At 47.8% G+C, this 17,479-nt stretch carries 15 protein-coding genes and 4 tRNA genes; 15 read left to right on the plus strand and 4 right to left on the minus strand.

Translation table 11 applies throughout. The features are described from left to right. Window positions 1–490: 490 nt before the first annotated feature. Window positions 491–1,654: a mandelate racemase/muconate lactonizing enzyme family protein gene (locus tag B4923_RS18060; protein ID WP_109055760.1), complete on the minus strand. Its 1,164-nt coding sequence runs from the start codon at window positions 1,652–1,654 to the stop codon at window positions 491–493. Window positions 1,655–1,897: 243 nt separating this feature from the next. Here B4923_RS18060 and B4923_RS18065 point away from each other — a divergent pair, with 243 nt between their 5' ends. Further along, window positions 1,898–2,827, plus strand: a complete 930-nt coding sequence (locus tag B4923_RS18065; RefSeq protein ID WP_109055761.1) for a LysR family transcriptional regulator — start codon at window positions 1,898–1,900, stop codon at window positions 2,825–2,827. Between the two features lie 610 nt (window positions 2,828–3,437). Beyond that, window positions 3,438–4,460: a sugar kinase gene (locus B4923_RS18070; RefSeq protein ID WP_109055762.1), complete on the plus strand. Its 1,023-nt coding sequence runs from the start codon at window positions 3,438–3,440 to the stop codon at window positions 4,458–4,460. A gap of 606 nt (window positions 4,461–5,066) precedes the next feature. On the opposite strand, the gene B4923_RS18075 is transcribed toward B4923_RS18070, so the two are convergent. Both B4923_RS18075 and B4923_RS18080 read right to left on the minus strand, forming a co-directional pair. Beyond that, on the minus strand, window positions 5,067–5,741 hold the full coding sequence (locus tag B4923_RS18075) for a MarC family NAAT transporter (RefSeq protein ID WP_109055763.1): 675 nt from the start codon (window positions 5,739–5,741) through the stop codon (window positions 5,067–5,069). Between the two features lie 85 nt (window positions 5,742–5,826). After that, a complete protein-coding gene (locus B4923_RS18080) occupies window positions 5,827–6,318 on the minus strand; it encodes an SRPBCC family protein (protein ID WP_109055764.1) in 492 nt (163 codons plus the stop codon). A 259-nt stretch (window positions 6,319–6,577) separates the two neighbouring features. Between B4923_RS18080 and pncC the strand changes: the two genes are divergently transcribed. The 13 genes from pncC (at window position 6,578) to luxS (ending at window position 16,554) form a co-directional block, all read left to right on the plus strand. Then, the gene (gene pncC, locus B4923_RS18085; RefSeq protein WP_109055765.1) at window positions 6,578–7,072 is read left to right on the plus strand and encodes a nicotinamide-nucleotide amidase; all 495 of its coding nucleotides are present in this window, start codon (window positions 6,578–6,580) and stop codon (window positions 7,070–7,072) included. A 104-nt stretch (window positions 7,073–7,176) separates the two neighbouring features. After that, the gene (gene recA / locus B4923_RS18090) at window positions 7,177–8,247 is read left to right on the plus strand and encodes a recombinase RecA (protein ID WP_109055766.1); all 1,071 of its coding nucleotides are present in this window, start codon (window positions 7,177–7,179) and stop codon (window positions 8,245–8,247) included. A gap of 45 nt (window positions 8,248–8,292) precedes the next feature. Then, window positions 8,293–8,781: a recombination regulator RecX gene (gene recX / locus B4923_RS18095; protein ID WP_109055767.1), complete on the plus strand. Its 489-nt coding sequence runs from the start codon at window positions 8,293–8,295 to the stop codon at window positions 8,779–8,781. A gap of 137 nt (window positions 8,782–8,918) precedes the next feature. Next, window positions 8,919–11,546 carry an alanine--tRNA ligase gene (alaS, locus tag B4923_RS18100; protein WP_109055768.1) on the plus strand — a complete coding sequence of 876 codons (2,628 nt, stop codon included), beginning with the start codon at window positions 8,919–8,921 and terminating at the stop codon, window positions 11,544–11,546. A gap of 320 nt (window positions 11,547–11,866) precedes the next feature. After that, complete coding sequence (gene csrA, locus B4923_RS18105; RefSeq protein WP_005972168.1) at window positions 11,867–12,052, plus strand: carbon storage regulator CsrA; 186 nt, start codon at window positions 11,867–11,869, stop codon at window positions 12,050–12,052. Window positions 12,053–12,354: 302 nt separating this feature from the next. Continuing rightward, window positions 12,355–12,447 (plus strand) — tRNA-Ser (locus tag B4923_RS18115). Window positions 12,448–12,454: 7 nt separating this feature from the next. After that, window positions 12,455–12,531 (plus strand) — tRNA-Arg (locus tag B4923_RS18120). Between the two features lie 197 nt (window positions 12,532–12,728). Further along, a tRNA-Arg gene (locus tag B4923_RS18125) sits at window positions 12,729–12,805 on the plus strand. Window positions 12,806–12,877: 72 nt separating this feature from the next. Beyond that, window positions 12,878–12,954, plus strand: a tRNA-Arg gene (locus tag B4923_RS18130). A gap of 302 nt (window positions 12,955–13,256) precedes the next feature. Then, window positions 13,257–13,823 carry a fructose-1-phosphate/6-phosphogluconate phosphatase gene (yqaB, locus tag B4923_RS18135; protein WP_109055770.1) on the plus strand — a complete coding sequence of 189 codons (567 nt, stop codon included), beginning with the start codon at window positions 13,257–13,259 and terminating at the stop codon, window positions 13,821–13,823. Beyond that, on the plus strand, window positions 13,820–14,248 hold the full coding sequence (locus B4923_RS18140; RefSeq protein WP_109055771.1) for a YqaA family protein: 429 nt from the start codon (window positions 13,820–13,822) through the stop codon (window positions 14,246–14,248). Before yqaB ends, B4923_RS18140 begins: the two co-directional genes overlap by 4 nt. A gap of 81 nt (window positions 14,249–14,329) precedes the next feature. Beyond that, window positions 14,330–15,883: a glutamate--cysteine ligase gene (gene gshA / locus B4923_RS18145; RefSeq protein WP_109055772.1), complete on the plus strand. Its 1,554-nt coding sequence runs from the start codon at window positions 14,330–14,332 to the stop codon at window positions 15,881–15,883. 155 nt (window positions 15,884–16,038) lie between these two features. Next, window positions 16,039–16,554 (plus strand): S-ribosylhomocysteine lyase, encoded by a 516-nt coding sequence (gene luxS / locus B4923_RS18150; RefSeq protein ID WP_109055773.1) that lies wholly within the window; start codon window positions 16,039–16,041, stop codon window positions 16,552–16,554. 112 nt (window positions 16,555–16,666) lie between these two features. Here luxS and B4923_RS18155 read toward each other — a convergent pair whose 3' ends face one another. Next, window positions 16,667–17,461, minus strand: a complete 795-nt coding sequence (locus B4923_RS18155; RefSeq protein ID WP_109055774.1) for a cytochrome C assembly family protein — start codon at window positions 17,459–17,461, stop codon at window positions 16,667–16,669. Window positions 17,462–17,479 lie beyond the last annotated feature (18 nt).

Genomic DNA, 17,479 nt, shown 5'->3' on the forward strand with positions numbered 1-17,479 from the left:
ACCGTATCGGTGTCGCCAAGCTGCCCGATAGCTCGCCTGCATGAATCTCAACTCTATGTCACCGGCGTTCGAACCGGTGAAGAGTTTTCAAGCCAACTGGGCATGTCGTCCCAGCATCCAGGAGCGGCGGTTTCTTTAATCTTCAGATCGGCGCGCGTTTTCGCCAAGCTGGCTGAGGAAGTACTAAAGTTACGAATGCTGTTAGCCAGTTTCGGGATATGACCTGCTTTGATCTCATCGTCAATATTGACGAATTCACTTTACTTGACCCAACTCACCAGATAGCCAATGAACTCCTTTTATTACTTTCCAAAACAGAAAGTGTGGCTGGGAAATATCGCAACTGATATTGAACGCCTGAATGGAGCTACCGTAGAGCCAAAAACCGGTATTAAAGGTGATTGGCAGCCTAAAGTCCTTTCCACCCAGGCAAAAAATAACAATCTATATATTCAATGATTACAACGGGTTTCCTGTCAACGTCCTGAGATTATTCAGCCAGTTCGCGCATGACTTTTATCAGATCTGATTTACCTTCAAAGCCGATACCCGGTAGCTCTGGCATGATGATGTGGCCGTCTTCGACTTTTACTGAATCGGGGAATCCGCCATAAGGCTGGAAGAGGTCGGGGTAACTTTCATTCCCTCCTAATCCTAAGCCGGCGGCGATGTTTAATGACATCTGGTGGCCGCCGTGAGGAATGCAACGAGTAGGGGACCAGCCAAACTGTTTAAGTACATCCAGCGTCCGCAAATATTCAACCAGGCCGTAGGATAACGCGCAGTCAAACTGTAGATAATCACGATCCGGGCGCATATCACCATACCGGAGAAGGTTACGCGCATCTTGATGCGAGAAGAGATTTTCACCCGTCGCCATCGGGCCCGGATAGAATTCAGATAAAACGGCCTGTAGCGAGTAATCCAGCGGGTCACCCGCTTCCTCGTACCAAAACAGCGGGTAATTGCGCAGCATTTTTGCGTAGGCAATCGCGGTTTCCAGATTAAAACGGCCATTTGCATCAACGGCCAACTGTGCGTCATTACCTATTTCTTCCAATACGGCATCAATACGACGCCGATCTTCATCCAGTGATGCGCCGCCAATTTTCATTTTTACGACGTTGTAACCACGATTCAGATATCCACGCATTTCCTGACGCAGTGCGGTGAGGTCTTTGCCTGGATAATAGTAACCACCGGCAGCATAGACAAAGACGCGCGGGTTTGCTTCGACGCCTTTCATGTCTGCCAGCATGCGGAATAGCGGTTTCCCTGCGATTTTTGCCGTTGCATCCCAGATGGCCATATCCAGCGTTCCGACGGCGACGGAACGTTCTCCATGACCGCCTGGCTTTTCATTCGCCATCATCACATCCCAGATTCGATGTGGATCGAGATTATCGCCTTTGGTATTCAGCAAACTGTCCGCATCCGCCTGCAGAATACGATCGCGGAAACGTTCACGGATAAGGCCGCCCTGACCGTATCGGCCATTAGAATTGAAACCATAGCCCACGATGCGACGGCCATCGATTACCACATCGGTTACTACCGCCACCAGACTTGTTGTCATTTTACTGAAATCGATATAGGCATTTCTGATGGGGGAAGCAATCGGCTTTGTAATTTCAACTACGTCGGTTATACGCATTTTTCTCTCCAGATATGTTGTACTGAGGAAGCGGGATAAAACGGTTCAGAACAAACTTCCCGTTTATGAATTCTTTCGGACTCATATATGCCAAAGGTATGAATCCGGGTTTATGACGATGGGTTATGCCGTTTTGTAAATAGGAAACACGATGGTGAAATCATAAAAAGGTTAATCGCCTTGTTGTGCTTTATATTAAGCCCTTAAGATGTGTTGCATCTAATGCGAAGAAGGATTGCTGTAATGCAAAATCGGCATCACTTAGAGCTAACATGGCTTGAAGACTGCATCGCTCTGGCGGATACCCTCAATTTTTCTAAAGCCGCAGCTTCACGATATGTGACCCAACCCGCATTTAGCCGCCGGATCCAGTCGCTTGAAGAGTGGGTAGGTACATCTCTTTTTGAACGAAACAAGCGGGGCGTGCATTTAACGAGGGCGGGCGAGGTTTTTTGTAAGCAAGCCCCGGATTTGATTAGAGCGCTCTATGCGGTGAGAAGTGAAACCCTGGATATTGCCGGGCAAGGCCAGCCGGATATTGTGTTTTCAGCCACTCATGCATTGTCGTTTTCCTTTTTTCCCGCGCTATTGAGGCGTAATGAAAAGATTGCCAGGTTTGGTTCGTTTCGCCTGCTATCTGATTCGATGAGCGCCTGTGAGAGACTGCTTATTCAGGGGGAGGCTCAGTTTTTACTGTGTCACTACCACCCTCATATGCACATCAATCTCGATCCAGAAAAGTTTCTCAGCGTACGTTTGGGCTGGGATGTCCTTATCCCTTACAGCGTGGTGTCGCCCGAGTCATCAACGCCGCTGTGGACTGTCGGGAATAAAAAAACATTTCCTTATTTATCATTTAGTAGTGAGTCAGGTTTAGGGCGTATTATTTCGAATACCTCATCGGTTAATCGGGCAAAGAGAGGAATGAATATCGCTTTTACTTCAGATCTGGCGGCAACGTTGTTGGCGATGGTAAAAGCGGGTGAGGGGGTCGCATGGCTCCCACAAACGCTCGCTGAGCAAGATATTGATAGCGGAAAGATCGCGGTTGCCGCAGATGAAAACAGCGATCTTTGGATACCCATAGAGGTTCGGCTCTACCGGCCCGCAACAAAAATGTCTAAAGCGGTAGAAGACTTATGGCGTATTTTTGTTGAGGCATGCTGTGATTAATACGCTCGCGGCGTCACCGCAGAACCAGCCTTGCCTGTTAATAGCGGGAGCATTAATAATTTTGGCGGAAAGATATTATTATTGGCTGCTAAATTTGATTAATCCGTTATATCTCAGCGATCATTGTCGAGGCTTATGTAGCTTACAGAGAGGTCCAGGTCTTTATCTTATGAAAATAGTCATCAATGATGCATAAAAATCGAGTTTTAATATCTGTGTGATATTCAATATAGAATAATCCGGATTAGAAAAAGGTGTAAAAGCTGAATATTTACTATTAGCGAAGAATAACGAAAATAAACACTCTGGCAATACCGGTGTAGAATAAATATACACAGATATATATTCTTTATAGGCATAAGAAAAAATGCCTTTATTGCATTATTATCAATAATGCTCCGTGATTGAGATATCGATTATCCTCAATTTGTGACACATTATAAGGCTTGCTCTATCAATGAGATTGTCATGCGTCGCCGATATTATTTTCTGCATGGAACGTGACTATCACATAAGGTTATTGGTGGATAAAGATTGAAAGATGCTGATTAATCAATCCTTTTTCTGCAGGATATCGTGTGTTTAATTGATTCTGAGATGGATAAAAGAAATGAAAGTGTTAACTTTTGGGGAAATGATGCTGCGATTGAAGCCTCTCGGTAACAATCGCATTATTCAGTCTGATGTTCTTGAAGCGGCATATGGCGGTGCAGAAGCCAATGTTGCCGTGTCATTGTCGCTGCTGGGTAATGAGGCAGCATATCTTACCAAGCTGCCGGATAATTTGTTGGGTGAAACCGCGCTTTCCACGCTACGAAAATATGGCGTCGACACGACAAAAGTGTTGCGCGGTGGTAACCGTCTGGGGATCTACTTTTTCGAGAAAGGGGCCAGCGTACGCTCAACCAATGTCGTTTACGATCGTGCCGGCAGTGCTTTCGCGCAAGCCAAACAAACGGAGTTTGACTGGGAAGCCATTTTCAAGGATGTCGATTACTTCTATTTTTCCGGTATCACGCCTGCCATTTCAACTGAGTTGGAACAGGCCGTGACGGCGGCTTGCGCCTATTGTCAGCAACACAATATCCCTGTTGTCTGCGATATGAATTATCGTGGCAAGATGTGGTCGCCGGAAAAAGCGCAAGTCGTCATGTCCAAACTGATGAACTACGTGACGATCTGTATCGCCAATGATGAAGATTTTGAAGCGACGTTGGGCATCAAAGCATTTGATGGCGATATGTCCCGCGGTATCGATCAGATCGATGCCTTCAAAGAAGGAATGCTGGAAGTTACCCGCCGATATCCAGGATGTAAGGTTGTTGCCAGTGTCCTGCGTAATATCCAGTCCGTAGAAGACAGCCAATGGATGGGGCTTTTGCTGAACCAAGGCAAATTCCATGAAACCAACCGCTATAAAGTGCATGTAATGGAAGGAGTTGCGGCGGGCGATGCCTTTGGTGCCGGGTTGATGCATGGTCTGCTACATCGGTTTGATGAGCAAGAATGGATTGAATTTGCCATTGCCGCCAGCGTGTTGAAACTGACCATCAGCGGTGATTTGAATCTCGTTCAGGAATCGGAGATTCGTTCGGTCATGAAGAAAGGCGGCGGTGCGAGCCTTAGCCGCTAAGCGCCTTGTCGAATTGCCAAATCCATTGGTTCGGTCAATTTCGGGCGATGTGATTTGGCTTTTTTATGTTTTTCTCGCGTATATCTTCCGTACCCACGGGAGCTGCGTTTTCAGTGAAACGCAATGTCTTCATGACGTAGTTAATGGGTAATGGTTCCTGATATCGGATAATTAGCCATGTGATGCTCAGTAACAAAAGCGACAGTATTACCGTATAACGCAAAAAGAATCCGACAGTGAATGTATTCCAGATATCAATGTTGTTTTACATCCGTCTGATTAACCTTACCTGATGATGACAATACTATACATTTTTCTTGTTATATTTCTTCCATCCCTTGTCAATACATCACACCCCTGTGAATGTTGTGTTAACCATCCCTGTCATTAGAATGACTTTTCCCGCCTCGTGCGGGATTTTTTTTGCCTGAAATAGTAAGGAAAGCGGCAAATTGTCAATGAATCGTCATATCAGTCATATATTGTAATATATGCTGCATCTTTCATGATAAGAAATAATAATCGCCGAGGATTGCTATTTCCCCAGCCAGGTTTATACCTGCCACAGTTAAATCTATTGGTGTGGTGATATCCGCAACTCAAGCTTTAATGATAGTTTTTCACGATCTCTAATGTGCCATTAATGACGAATTGAACGCCCATGCACACCAGCAGAAAGCCCATCAGGCGGGAAATTGCCTCAATGCCGCCTTTCCCGACCAGTTTAATAATCAGATGAGAACTCTTCAGTGTCATCCACAGGATAAAACTCACCAGCATAAAGGTCAGTATGGGCGCTACCGTAACCACCCATGGCGTAACGTCAACACCACTTTTGATTTGTGAGGCGGTACTGATGATGAGTGCGATTGTCCCTGGGCCCGCGGTACTGGGCATTGCCAACGGGACGAAGGCAATATTGACCGTATTGGTCACGCGGCTGTTATTAATTTCATCCACTTTGCTTTTGACTTCGGGAATATGCTCGGGCTTCTGCTGGGGGAAAAGCATGCGAAAGCCGATATATACCACGATTAATCCGCCGGCAATGCGTAAGCCGGGAATCGAAATACCGAAAGTGTTCATGACTAACTGACCACCATAAAATGCGACGGTCATAATGATGAAAACGTATAACGAGGTCTGAAATATTTGTCGATTCTTTTCGCCCTGACTCATATCTCCGCTCAGCCCCAGAAATACGGCGATGGTCGTGAGGGGGTTAGCGAGAGGTAAAATAAGGACTAAGCCAACGCCGATAGTTTGAATCAATTCCAGCATTTAATCTCCAGTGAACGATAATATGCGGTGTAACGCTAAATTATGCCTATTTGTGCGGGAAATGCAGCACTCGTGCTTTGCCTATTCAACCGGCACTGTCATTTTCAGCCAGACTTTTGAAACGCTGTAACGTTTTTGTCAGCATATCCTTGGATAAAATATCGAACATCTGGCTGATTTTTTTCCCCAATAAACCGCCGGGAGGATCGAAGCGGATCATCAGTGTCACTTCGGTGCCTGTTCCTGATGGCGCGGGCCTGAACGACAGTCGACCTTCATTAGGAATTCGAGCGCCTTCAAGGGAGCGCCAGTGAATATATTCACCGGTTTTTTCATCAATGATTCGAGCCTGCCATTCAATGAGAGCGCCGAACGGTGTGTTGACGCGCCACCGTGAATCGGTGTGATTGAGAATGTCGATAGTCGCAAAATGATTCATCAGGACCGGCAGCGTTTCTGGTTTACGCCAGAGAGCAAACAGAGTCTCCGCCGGCCGATCAATCGTGATGCTGCTGCGAATTTCATCTGAATCTTTCTCACTTTTGATGCCAATATTTTTCAAAAAAGAGGGGCGCACCAGAAATTCTCCCTATGGATTCTCAGCCCGGAAGGGCGTCTTTAGGGCATTTTGACTGATATTGACGGTGAAGCAAAGCCGGAAGAGCTATCTTCTCGCTTCCCTTCATGCTCATTTGGAACTGCCTCCTGCGGCGGATTAGTGTTATGTAACGCGGTATCTTCCTTTGCGGTGCGTTTCGCACATCAGATGACAAGACCGTTTTTATAAGGAAAAGTGTTACCCTAAACCTATTTCCCCTTATTAAGATGATACGGCAATGACGGAAACTGACATTTCACGGTTAAGCGGTCTGGTTGGCGATCGCCTCAAAGCGCGTGGTGCGAAGGTAACCTGTGCGGAATCTTGTACTGGCGGGTGGCTGGCGAAAGTTATCACGGATGTCGCCGGCAGCTCTGGCTGGTTTGATTATGGCTTTGTGACATACAGTAATCAGGCCAAGCAGGATTTGGTTCACGTTAATGAAAGCACGCTTTCCCGGCATGGCGCGGTAAGCGCCGAAGTGGTTGGGGAAATGGCGGCGGGGGCGTTACGCGTAGCCGGGGCGGATTTTGCTGTCTCGGTCAGCGGTATTGCCGGCCCGGACGGCGGTTCTGATGAAAAGCCTGTCGGGACGGTCTGGTTTGGTTTTACCAATAAACAGGGACTCGCCTTTACCCGCAAAGTGTTATTCAGCGGAGACAGGAATGAGGTGCGCCTGCAATCGGTGCATTTTGCGTTACAAACGCTGTTAGACGAGTTTCTGCAAAAATAATCTTGATGCTGTATGCGCATACAGTATAATGTCAGTAATTATTCGGCAATCCATGATTAAGCGACCGCGTAGAGACAGCTTTACGCCGCATGACAGGAGTAGAAATGGCTATTGATGAGAACAAACAAAAGGCTCTGGCGGCAGCGCTGGGTCAGATCGAAAAACAGTTTGGTAAAGGTTCTATCATGCGTTTGGGCGAAGACCGCTCAATGGATGTTGAAACAATTTCTACCGGTTCTCTGTCTCTGGATATCGCCCTGGGCGCGGGTGGTTTGCCGATGGGCCGAATCGTCGAAATCTATGGCCCTGAATCATCAGGTAAAACTACGCTGACTTTGCAGGTTATCGCTGCTGCTCAGCGCGAAGGTAAAACCTGTGCATTTATTGATGCCGAGCATGCGTTGGATCCGATTTACGCCAAAAAGCTTGGTGTTGATATCGATAACCTGTTGTGTTCTCAGCCGGATACGGGTGAGCAGGCATTGGAAATTTGTGATGCGCTCACGCGTTCTGGCGCGGTAGACGTCATCATTGTCGACTCCGTTGCCGCCTTGACGCCCAAAGCGGAAATTGAAGGTGAAATCGGTGATTCGCACATGGGCCTTGCCGCTCGTATGATGAGTCAGGCAATGCGTAAGCTGGCGGGCAATCTGAAACAAGCGAATACGCTGCTGATTTTCATCAACCAGATTCGTATGAAGATTGGCGTCATGTTCGGCAACCCTGAAACCACAACGGGCGGTAATGCACTGAAGTTCTATGCTTCCGTGCGTCTGGATATTCGCCGCATTGGTTCTATCAAAGAAGGCGAAGAAGTTGTTGGTAGCGAAACCCGTGTGAAAGTGGTCAAAAATAAAGTGGCGGCGCCTTTCAAGCAGGCCGAATTCCAGATCCTGTACGGTGAAGGGATCAACATTCATGGTGAACTGGTTGACCTGGGCGTTAAGCACAAACTGATTGAAAAAGCGGGTGCCTGGTACAGCTACAACGGTGAAAAAATCGGTCAGGGTAAAGCGAATGCCTGCAATTTCCTGAAAGAAAACCCTGCCATTGCTACCGAGCTGGATAAGAAACTGCGTGAAATGCTGTTGCACAAAGGTAATGAACTCTCCCCGGCAGCGGCAGGTGAAAGCTACGATAAAGAAGTGGCGGGTGAAGGAAGCGAAGAGTTTTAATGTTCGGACATTATGTATGGCATAACGTTGCTTACGGGTTTGTGAATGAATAAACCATTACGTTATGCGATGAACGTGCTTACTGTTCGCGATTATAGTGAAGTAGAAATACGCCGCAAACTTGCGGCGTATTTACATCAATCAGAAACGACAGAAGCCGATTTGGCTGATATAGCCAGAAGCGTTTCTGTCGAAGAAATTGAATCAGTCATTCTCTACTGTATCGAACATGGCTGGTTGGACGATGAACGTTTGGCTCGCCGCTATATCAGCAGCCGTAGCCGTAAGGGTTACGGTGCTCAGCGCATCAGGATGGAACTGGGCCAAAAAGGCATCGACAAAGAAACCATCGCTGTCGCGTTTAATGAATGTGATATTGACTGGTGTGAACTGGCAAAATCAGTAGCAGAACGTAAATTTGGGTACCCTCTGCCCGTAGAATGGAAAGAAAAAGTAAAACTGCAGCGATATTTGCTATATCGTGGTTTTTTCCATGAAGAAATCCAATCTGTTTATACGAATTTTTCAGATTGATGCATACGGGATTTTACTTCCCATCGAAGAAAATTTATCTTATTCCCACTTTTTTGTTCGTGAGTTGCACGGTAGCGTCAGCATGCTGCACTAACCTTGCCCGCGATCTGTTCTTTTAGTTTGATTTCAGGACAATTATGAGCAAGAGCACCGCTGAGATCCGTCAAGCGTTTCTCGATTTTTTCCACAGTAAGGGACACCAGGTTGTTGATAGCAGCTCCCTGGTACCGAATAACGATCCAACGCTGTTATTTACCAACGCGGGTATGAACCAGTTCAAAGACGTGTTTCTGGGACTGGATAAACGTGGCTATCTGAGAGCGACGACTTCGCAGCGCTGCGTACGTGCGGGTGGTAAACATAACGACTTGGAAAATGTTGGTTATACCGCGCGCCATCATACTTTCTTCGAAATGTTGGGTAATTTCAGCTTTGGCGATTACTTTAAGCAGGATGCAATCCATTACGCATGGGAACTGCTGACGGCGCCAGAGTGGTTTAACCTGCCAAAAGAGAAATTGTGGGTAACGGTATACGCCACGGATGACGAAGCCTATAACATTTGGGCAAATGAAATCGGCATTCCTCATGAGCGTATCATTCGCATTGGCGATAACAAGGGCGAACCCTATGCGTCAGATAATTTCTGGCAAATGGGTGACACCGGTCCTTGTGGTCCGTGTTCTGAAATTTTCTACGACCATGGCGACCACATCGCGGGGGGGCCACCAGGAAGCCCTGATGAAGATGGCGATCGCTATATTGAGATCTGGAACCTGGTTTTCATGCAGTTTAACCGTCAGGCCGATGGTACTATGCTGCCGTTGCCTAAGCCGTCGGTTGATACCGGTATGGGACTAGAGCGTGTTTCCGCTGTGTTGCAACACGTAAATTCAAATTATGAGATCGATTTATTCAAAACGTTGATTGCTGCTGCGGCTAAAGCCGTGGGGACGAACGATCTGGATAATAAATCGTTGCGCGTTATTGCCGACCACATTCGTTCCTGTGCTTTTCTGATCGCTGATGGCGTAACGCCTTCCAATGAAAACCGTGGCTATGTCCTGCGCCGTATCATTCGCCGGGCGGTTCGGCATGGTAATATGCTGGGCGCGACAGAGACATTCTTCTATAAACTGGTTGCCCCGCTGATCGAAGTCATGGGCCCTGCGGCGACTGAACTGAAAAAACAGCAGGCAATGGTTGAACAAGCGCTCAAAACGGAAGAAGAGCAGTTTGCCCGCACGCTGGAACGTGGCTTATCGTTGCTGGATGAGGAAATCCAAAAGTTGTCTGGCGACACGTTGGATGGCGAAACCGCTTTCAAACTCTATGATACCTATGGCTTTCCCATTGATTTAACGGCGGATGTATGCCGCGAACGTGGATTGAAAGTAGATGAAAAAGGATTTGATCAGGCCATGGAGGCACAGCGTCAGCGTGCGCGTGAAGCCAGTGGTTTTGGTGTTGACTACAACAACCTTGTCCGCGTAGATGCAACAACCCCATTCAGTGGTTACGAGCAGACACGTCAGCAATCCACCGTTATCGCGCTTTATCATGATGGAAAAGCGGTAGAGCAGGTTGTGGCAGGCGAAGAGGCCGTCGTTATCCTAAATGAAACCCCTTTCTATGGTGAGTCGGGTGGACAGGTTGGCGACAAGGGTGAATTAAAAGGCGCTAACGTTGGCTTTGTGGTGCAGGATACCCAAAAATATGGTCAGGCTATCGGCCATATCGGCAAGCTGGCTCAGGGAACGCTGCGTGTTAATGATAACGTTGAAGCCGTTGTTGACAGCGTCCGTCGCGACCGTATTCGTTTGAATCACTCCGCGACCCACCTGCTGCATGCCGCGCTGCGTCAAGTATTGGGCGATCACGTTGCGCAGAAAGGCTCGCTGGTTAACGACAGCTATCTGCGTTTCGATTTCTCTCATACCGAGGCGATGAAACCAGAGCAGGTTCGTCAGGTTGAAGATATCGTCAACGCGCAGATTCGTCGTAACCTCGCGGTACAAACCGACGTTATGGCGCTGGCTGATGCGAAAGAGAAGGGCGCGATGGCGCTTTTTGGCGAGAAGTATGACGACCATGTTCGCGTGTTAACCATGGGCGATTTCTCGATCGAATTGTGTGGTGGCACGCACGCCAGCCGTACAGGCGATATTGGTTTGTTCCAGATTGTTTCCGAATCAGGCACGGCTGCCGGCGTTCGTCGTATCGAAGCCGTGACGGGGGAAAATGCCTTGTCCGCGTTGCATCGTCAAAGCGATGTGTTGCAGGATATTGCACAGATTCTGAAGGGTGATAGCAACAATCTGAGCGATAAACTCCGTTCTGTACTTGAGCGTACTCGTACACTGGAAAAAGAGCTTCAACAACTGAAAGCTCAACAGGCTGCGCAGGAAAGTTCTTCTCTTTCTGGTAAAGCGAAGGATATCAACGGCACTAAACTGTTGGTCACTCAGTTGGATAATGTGGAGGCCAAATTGCTCCGCACGATGGTGGATGACCTGAAAAATCAGTTAGGATCAGCCGTCATTGTGCTGGCAACAACGGCTGAAGGTAAAGTCAGCCTGATCTCTGGCGTGACGAAGGATCTGACTGACCGTGTGAAAGCCGGCGAGTTAATTGGATTCGTTGCCCGGCAGGTTGGTGGTAAAGGCGGCGGTCGCCCAGATATGGCTCAGGCTGGTGGTACCGATGCGGCGGCGTTACCTGCTGCATTAGCCAGTGTTGAATCCTGGGTCGCTGACAAGCTGTAAATCAACATTCGTGTTGCCCAATAAAACGCTATGGCTGAATGAATTGGTTATGGCGTCTTGTCTTGCAGGAAAGGTATCCGGCAAGCAAGATGAACGGTGTGTCGCTTTTGGAAATCCTGCAGATGGGTATGTTCAGCTGTCTTGTTGCGATAACAAAAGCACAAGCTATTTATATCGACTAAACTAACAAGTAGCTACAAACTAGGAGTGTGATGGTGGGCGTTATACCATCGTCTAGGTTTACGTTTTCACGGCACATAATGGATGATGGCGGGGAGACAGAGAGACCGGACTCTTCATAATCTTTCAAGGAGCAAAGAATGCTTATTTTGACTCGTCGAGTTGGCGAAACCCTCATGATCGGCGATGAGGTAACTGTTACCGTACTAGGGGTAAAAGGTAATCAGGTGCGTATTGGTGTTAATGCGCCTAAAGAGGTTTCTGTCCACCGAGAAGAGATCTATCAACGAATTCAGGCAGAGAAATCTCAGCCGACTTCGTATTGATTGGCAATGCGTCTCGCTGAAACGAGACGCTATTGTTTTCCCGTTTTTCCCTTCGTATGTTTATCAACACGTTTTTCTTCCTTTGATTGATTATCTTTCCTCATCGCAGGATAAGCGTCTGTTTTTCTGTTGATAAAATGCACTTTTTGTTGTGAATTCGCCCGTCTTGGATGCGAATTGCGCAAACAAACATAAGTTGGGAGAAATTGTTTGACTTATAAGTCCGGGAAAGTAATATGTGCGCCACGCAGTGCCCGTGAGTACTAACAAGAAGTTCTTGGCAGTGATTACAGGTAATGCATGGTGAGGTGGCCGAGAGGCTGAAGGCGCTCCCCTGCTAAGGGAGTATGCGGTCAAAAGCTGCATCGAGGGTTCGAATCCCTCCCTCACCGCCATTTAATTGCATCCGTAGCTCAGCTGGATAGAGTACTCGGCTACGAACCGAGCGGTCGGAGGTTCGAATCCTCCCGGATGCACCATATTAAATTGGAATGGCAGTCATCTTGGTCTGATATAATTTGTTTTTTCCAAACGATGACCAGGGAGGATAACGTTGCTTCAGCAACGGCCCGAAGGGCGAGGTTTTGCCGAGTAATCCTCCCGGATGCACCATATAAATGGCAAAGTTGTTTTGGCGGTGGCGAGCGAACACGGCAGTAAATAAAGAATTATCAATGCATCCGTAGCTCAGCTGGATAGAGTACTCGGCTACGAACCGAGCGGTCGGAGGTTCGAATCCTCCCGGATGCACCATTCTTGAGTATTCCAATCAGTGTTACAGCAAGTTATCTGCTTACTTTAAGCAAGGTAATTCTGCGTCATTATGCATCCGTAGCTCAGCTGGATAGAGTACTCGGCTACGAACCGAGCGGTCGGAGGTTCGAATCCTCCCGGATGCACCATTACTTCGTTAATCTTCACTTCACTGCTTTCTTATCCCGCAGCTTGTAATATTCGTTTAGACGTTCCATTTCCCTTATCACTCATCGTTTGTAGCGCTATTAGTGCCTGCCTTTTGACGACGAAAAGTTATCTCCTATGATTTATTCTGCTTTGGATTGTGTTTGCCAAAGATCAGGGGCTTACCCGATTGCTCCAATATGACAGCAATAATGACATGATTATTATATGGTTATTGAGTGAGCGACAACGTTTTTACTTTGCGATAAAGTAGGCCCTCTTTTTCAGTGAGCATGGAGTCATGATGTACGATCGTTATCAAGGGCTGATCTTTGATATGGACGGCACCATACTCGATACAGAACCAACACACCATAAGGCTTGGGATCAGGTGTTGGCGAAGTACGAAATGAAATATGATGCGGCTGTTATGACAGCATTGAATGGATCGCCTACTTGGCGTATTGCCCAGTTTATTATTGACCGTCACCAGGCGGATATCGACCCGCATCGGCTGGCCGATGAGAAAACGGCGGTTGTGGAAGAAATGTTACTGGATACGGTAACGCCGCTGCAGTTGATCGATGTCGTCAAACATTATCATGGGCGTCGTCCTATGGCCGTTGGGACAGGCAGTACCCATGGTATGGCTGACCGGCTTTTGCAACATCTTGGGCTGCATAATTATTTTGATGCAATCGTCGGTGCTGACGATGTCATCAATCATAAGCCTTTCCCCGACACCTTTTTACGCTGTGCCGAACTTATCGCTGTTGCACCAGAACACTGTGTCGTGTTTGAAGATGCTGATTATGGTATTGAAGCGGCCAGGCGTGCGAAGATGGCTGTGGTTGATGTTCGTAAACGGTGACTGAATTCTGGGCGATATTCTCGCTTTTCTGGAGTAGTTTGCTGAGTGCAACGCTATTGCCCGGCAGTTCGGAGGTGTTGCTCGTCGCGCTCTTGGTTTCAGGTAGCGCCAGCCCCATTTTGTTAATTATTGTGGCAACGGTGGGAAATACCCTGGGAGGGGTAACAAATATTTTTATAGGGCGCTTACTGCCTCAGCCAAAACAGCAGACGGGATATTCGATGGCGATACGCTGGTTACAGTGTTATGGCCCTGCTGCGCTATTATTTAGCTGGGTTCCGGTAGTCGGCGATTTATTGTGCGTGTTGGCGGGTTGGTTGCGTATGCCTTGGATGCGTGCGGCTGTTTTCATCGGTATCGGGAAAGCGTTGCGCTATATCGTCCTGACAGGGATAACCTTACAAGGTATTGCATGGTGGCATTAGCTGGTCGATATAAGGTCTGGTGAGTGGCGCCAAGTTTCAATTATGCTTACAAACATTACATTTTAACAACGGGAGGTCGATTTGATCCCGGACATATCAAAAGCGCTTTCCTGGCTGGAAAAACATCCACATGCAGTGAATGGTATTCAGCGTGGAATTGAGCGTGAAACTTTGCGCGTATTGGCGAATGGACATCTTGCGACAACCGGTCATCCTGAGCGGTTAGGCTCGGCGTTAACGCACTCGTGGATTACGACGGATTTCGCTGAAGCATTGCTGGAATTTATCACTCCGGTTGATAATGATGTCGACCATTTGCTGACGTTTTTGCGTGATATCCATCGCCATGTCGCGCGTAATCTGGGTGATGAGCGGATGTGGCCATTAAGCATGCCGTGCTTTATTGCAGCAGAGCAGGATATTGAGTTAGCGCAATATGGGTCATCCAACATTGGACGTTTTAAAACGCTTTATCGTGAAGGGTTGAAGACTCGCTATGGCGCATTGATGCAGACAATCTCCGGTGTGCATTACAATTTTTCACTACCGATGGCGTTTTGGCAGGCCAAAGCGGGGATCCGCGATGTTGAAAGTGGCAAGTCTGAGATTTCAGCCGGTTATTTTCGTTTGATCCGTAACTACTATCGGTTCGGTTGGATTATTCCCTATCTGTTTGGCGCTTCTCCCGCCATTTGCTCGTCTTTCCTGCAGGGACGGGAAACGTCGTTGCCGTTTGAGCGTACGGATAAGGGGATGTGTTATCTACCGTATGCAACGTCGCTGCGACTGAGCGATTTGGGCTATACCAATAAGTCACAAAGTAATCTTGGTATCACATTTAATGATCTGGATACTTATGTCGCTGCGTTAAAACGCGCGATAAAAACGCCTTCTGAAGAGTATGCTCAGGTAGGGGTGAAGAAAGAAGGCCGGTATCTGCAGTTGAATACCAACGTATTGCAGATCGAAAATGAGCTTTATGCGCCAATCAGGCCGAAGCGAGTTACCCGGTCCGGGGAGTCTCCTTCCGATGCGCTTCTGCGCGGAGGGATCGAGTACATTGAGGTGAGATCGCTGGATATTAATCCTTTCTCTCCAACCGGCGTTAGCGCCAGCCAGGTGCGATTCCTGGATTTGTTCCTGATTTGGTGCACCCTGGCGGATGCGCCGGAAATGAGCGCCGATGAGTTGGCGTGTACGCGTAAAAACTGGAACCGGGTGATACTGGAAGGTCGCAAGCCGGGACAGACTGTCGGTATGGGTTGTGATACTGAACAACAGCCTATCGCTGATGTCGGAAAAGCATTGTTTGTTGATTTGCGTCGCGTTGCAGAGGTACTGGACGACGGGAATACTCAGCCATACTACCAGCAGGTTTGTGATGAACTGATTACGGGCTTTGATGATCCGGAAAGTACATTCTCTGGACGATTGCTTGAGCTGATGAAGAAAGATGGCTGCGGTGGCGTCGGTCTTCATCTTGCGGACGAATACCGTAAGATATTGAGCAGTGAGCCACTGCAAGTCTTGACGGAAGGGCAGTTGAAAGCGGAATGTGAACGTTCCTGGCTTCGTCAGCAGCAGATTGAAGCTGAAGATACACTGAGCTTTGAGGCGTATCTTGCCGCGCACTGAAAAAAGAAAAGGCCACAGTAAATGTGGCCAAATAAACATCTCTAATAGGGATGATGATAATAAATGCGCGTCTTTCAGTAATTCAGACCTGCATGAAGAAAAAAAGTTTCCCAGAAATGCGGAAAAATAAAATTTTTCTATGAGGAGGTGACGTTATGCCGTTACTAGATAGCTTTACTGTAGATCATACCCGTATGGCAGCGCCTGCTGTCCGGGTCGCGAAAACCATGAAAACCCCTCATGGCGATAACATTACTGTCTTCGACCTGCGTTTTTGCCGTCCTAACCATGAAGTGATGCCAGAGCGCGGAATTCATACGCTGGAGCATCTGTTTGCCGGCTTCATGCGTGATCACTTGAATGGCGACGGTGTCGAGATTATTGATATTTCGCCGATGGGATGCCGTACCGGTTTCTACATGAGCCTGATTGGGACGCCAAAAGAGCAACGCGTAGCGGATGCCTGGAAAGCGGCAATGGCGGATGTGCTGAAAGTGACCGAACAGCAAAAAATCCCGGAACTCAATGAATATCAGTGCGGAACCTATGAGATGCATTCTCTGACAGAGGCTCAGGAAATTGCACAGCATATTCTGGATCATGATATTGGCATCAACCAGAATGACGATCTGGCGCTGCCGAAGGATAAGCTGGCAGAACTACATATCTAGTGAATACTTGATTCGCAGTAAGCCGGAATGAAAAAGAGAGCCAGAAATTGGCTCTCTTTACTTTTTTAGCGTCATTTTTCATACCAGATTGTACGGTATGCCCGTCAGGCGTTTAGGCGGCGACGAAGTGCTGTATGACTCTGCTGCCGAAATAGGAAAGGGTCAATAATAACGCGCCCAGCAGGCTGAACCAGACTACCCGGCGTCCACGCCAGCCTTCATGGTAATGCCCCCAAAGCAGCAGAATATAGATGAACCAGGCGAACAGAGAAAAAATGGCTTTATGCAGATTTTCTTTGTTACCAATCAGGTCATCCATATAGAACAGACCTGTACAGAGCGTCAGCGTCAACAGAATGACGCCAACCTGAGTAATGTGGAACATTTTCCGCTCGATACTCATTAACGGCGGCATATCGGCGGCAAACCCCAGCTTTTTATTCTTTAGCAGATAATCCAGCCAGACGAGCTGTAGCGCATAAAGTGCGGCAATCAGCAGAGTGGCGTAAGAAAACAGGGCGAGGCCAATGTGGATCATCAGACCCGGAGTCGCTTCCAGATGGGTAATGAACTCTCCCGGCATAAAACTGGCAAAAGCCAGATTGATTAGTGCAAACGTATAAACGATAGGGAGCAGAAACCATCCACGGTTACGTGAAGCAACTATCGTCATCACGATACAGATCATGAGGCTGACGAGAGAGCCAATGTTTAACAGGCTAAGGTTTTGACCCGTCTGGACATCAAAAATGCGTTGATAAAGCGCTACTGCATGACAGATAAGCGCAACGCTGGCCGAAAGTATTGCCAGCCGACGATATGCACTGTTCTTGCGTAGCAGACTGGGAATAATCAGTCCAAGGCTGAATGTGTAGGCGACCAGCGCCACAATAGCGAAAACAGACATACAAGTAGGTTATTGAAC

The sequence above is a fragment of the Brenneria roseae subsp. americana genome, from assembly GCF_003115815.1.
GTDB classification, from domain to species: Bacteria; Pseudomonadota; Gammaproteobacteria; order Enterobacterales; family Enterobacteriaceae; genus Brenneria; species Brenneria roseae.

What these genes read in the sequence shown, in the direction of transcription:
- B4923_RS18060 (WP_109055760.1), bottom strand. Translation starts at nt 1,654, where the DNA reads ATGCGTATAACCGACGTAGTTGAAATTACAAAGCCGATTGCTTCCCCC.
- B4923_RS18065 (WP_109055761.1), top strand. Translation starts at nt 1,898, where the DNA reads ATGCAAAATCGGCATCACTTAGAGCTAACATGGCTTGAAGACTGCATC.
- B4923_RS18070 (WP_109055762.1), top strand. Translation starts at nt 3,438, where the DNA reads ATGAAAGTGTTAACTTTTGGGGAAATGATGCTGCGATTGAAGCCTCTC.
- B4923_RS18075 (WP_109055763.1), bottom strand. Translation starts at nt 5,741, where the DNA reads ATGCTGGAATTGATTCAAACTATCGGCGTTGGCTTAGTCCTTATTTTA.
- pncC (WP_109055765.1), top strand. Translation starts at nt 6,578, where the DNA reads ATGACGGAAACTGACATTTCACGGTTAAGCGGTCTGGTTGGCGATCGC.
- recA (WP_109055766.1), top strand. Translation starts at nt 7,177, where the DNA reads ATGGCTATTGATGAGAACAAACAAAAGGCTCTGGCGGCAGCGCTGGGT.
- recX (WP_109055767.1), top strand. Translation starts at nt 8,293, where the DNA reads ATGAATAAACCATTACGTTATGCGATGAACGTGCTTACTGTTCGCGAT.
- alaS (WP_109055768.1), top strand. Translation starts at nt 8,919, where the DNA reads ATGAGCAAGAGCACCGCTGAGATCCGTCAAGCGTTTCTCGATTTTTTC.
- csrA (WP_005972168.1), top strand. Translation starts at nt 11,867, where the DNA reads ATGCTTATTTTGACTCGTCGAGTTGGCGAAACCCTCATGATCGGCGAT.
- yqaB (WP_109055770.1), top strand. Translation starts at nt 13,257, where the DNA reads ATGTACGATCGTTATCAAGGGCTGATCTTTGATATGGACGGCACCATA.
- luxS (WP_109055773.1), top strand. Translation starts at nt 16,039, where the DNA reads ATGCCGTTACTAGATAGCTTTACTGTAGATCATACCCGTATGGCAGCG.
- B4923_RS18155 (WP_109055774.1), bottom strand. Translation starts at nt 17,461, where the DNA reads ATGTCTGTTTTCGCTATTGTGGCGCTGGTCGCCTACACATTCAGCCTT.